This window comes from Arthrobacter sp. 35/47, assembly GCF_000520475.1.
Taxonomy (GTDB): Bacteria; Actinomycetota; Actinomycetes; order Actinomycetales; family Micrococcaceae; genus Arthrobacter_D; species Arthrobacter_D subterraneus.
Window position 1 is genome coordinate 3,675 of record NZ_KI914606.1, and the last position, 1,626, is coordinate 5,300.

A 1,626-nucleotide genomic window follows, 5' to 3' on the forward strand; every position below is an offset into this window, starting at 1 on the left:
GAGGACGAGCCGCAGGGCCGAAGTCCGGAAGATGGGGGAGCTGGGGCACCAGGCCTGGCGTCCACCTGGCCAGCGGGTGGCGCCGTCCGCGGTGACGGGAAGGATCTCGGGGTGCGCGGTGGTGAGCCACGGGGGAGGCGAGGAGGTGCCGGTCCCCAGGTTCACGCCGATGCCGTTGGCTGAGAGGAGGTCCATGACGGCGTCGAGCCGGTCGAAGGCGAATGTGTCGGCGTCGGGCTGGAGTTCTGCCCAGCCGAAGATGTTGATCGCGACGAGGTTCACGCCGGCTTCACGCATCAGCCGGACATCCTCAATCCAGGTGGCCTCATCCCATTGTTCGGGGTTGTAGTCGCATCCGAACACCAGTCCGCCGTCCGGGGGAAGCTGGGTAACCGGGGAAGAGTTGGTCTGCACGCTGATCCTGACTTGTACTGGCTTATTGCTTCTGTGAACGTTCCCAGAGTCGGAAGCGCGAAGAGCGGTCGGCTTATCTGGGAGCGTTCACAGAGTAGCGTGCATCACATTGGGCTGTCAACGTTTCCTCCCCGGTGCGGGCACCGCAGGCTCGGTTACAGTAAGCGGTATGGACTCCACCCGCATGCGCCGGCGGCGCGCAACGATCAACGACGTTGCCTCCGCCGCGGGCTTGTCCCGGGGCACTGTGTCCCGCGTGGTGAATGGGGAGAAGTACGTTTCGCCCGAGGCCAAAATGGCCGTCGAGTCAGCCATCGCGAAGGTCGGCTATGTGCGCAATTCGGCGGCACGGAACCTGGTGCGCCAAGAGTCCCGGGCCATCGGGCTGATCATCCATGAGCCGCACTCACTGCTCTTCGAGGATCCCAACATCGGGTCCATCCTCCTCGGTGCCAACTCGGTGCTCTCCGCCGCCGATTACCAGCTGGTTTCCCTGATCATCGATACCGCCCGCGACAGCCAGCGGGTGGCCGACTATCTCCGCGGGGGCCTGGTGGACGGCGCCGTCATCATTTCCGCCCGCACCGCCGATCCCATTGCGACGGCGGTGCGGAACCTCGGAATCCCCGCCGCCTTCGTTGGCCATCCGCCGGGCACCCCCGACCTCCCGTACGTGGGGATCGACAATGTCAGCGCCGCCCGGGCCATTGTCGAGCGGCTGCTGGCCACCGGGCGGAAAAAGGTGGCCATGATCGCGTGCGCACTGGACCGCGACTCCGGCCAGGACCGGCTGGAGGGCTTCCGGAAGGCCGTCGGGGCGGCGTTCCGCCCGGACCTCGTGGCCGAATTCCCGCTCTACACCTACGCTGCCGGGGCTGACGGGATGACGGAACTGCTCCGCCGGCACCCGGACCTCGACGGCGTTTTTGCCGCGTCCGACGCGGTGGCGGCCGGCGCCATGGCCACGCTCCAGGAGCACGGGCGCCGAGTGCCGGACGACGTCGGCATTGTCGGCTTCGATGACAGCAGTTGGGCACTGCGCTGCAAACCGCAGCTGTCCACGGTGAAGCAGCCCGCTGACCTTCTGGGACGGGCGGCTGCCGAGTTGGTCCTCGCGCAGATCGAGGGCAAGGATGCCGAGGTGCGGATGCTCGAGACCTCCGTGGTCTGGCGGGAATCGGCCTGAGCCCAGGCCTGAGCCCGCCGCCTTCG

The 1,626-nt window shown here is 67.3% G+C and carries 2 protein-coding genes; one reads left to right on the forward strand and one right to left on the reverse strand.

The window, feature by feature from the left end:
* On the reverse strand, positions 1–414 hold a 414-nt coding region (locus tag X803_RS21120), incomplete at its 3' end, for a beta-galactosidase (protein ID WP_035778818.1).
* A gap of 169 nt (positions 415–583) precedes the next feature.
* Here X803_RS21120 and X803_RS0111855 point away from each other — a divergent pair.
* Positions 584–1,600: a LacI family DNA-binding transcriptional regulator gene (locus tag X803_RS0111855; protein WP_026545302.1), complete on the forward strand. Its 1,017-nt coding sequence runs from the start codon at positions 584–586 to the stop codon at positions 1,598–1,600.
* Positions 1,601–1,626 lie beyond the last annotated feature (26 nt).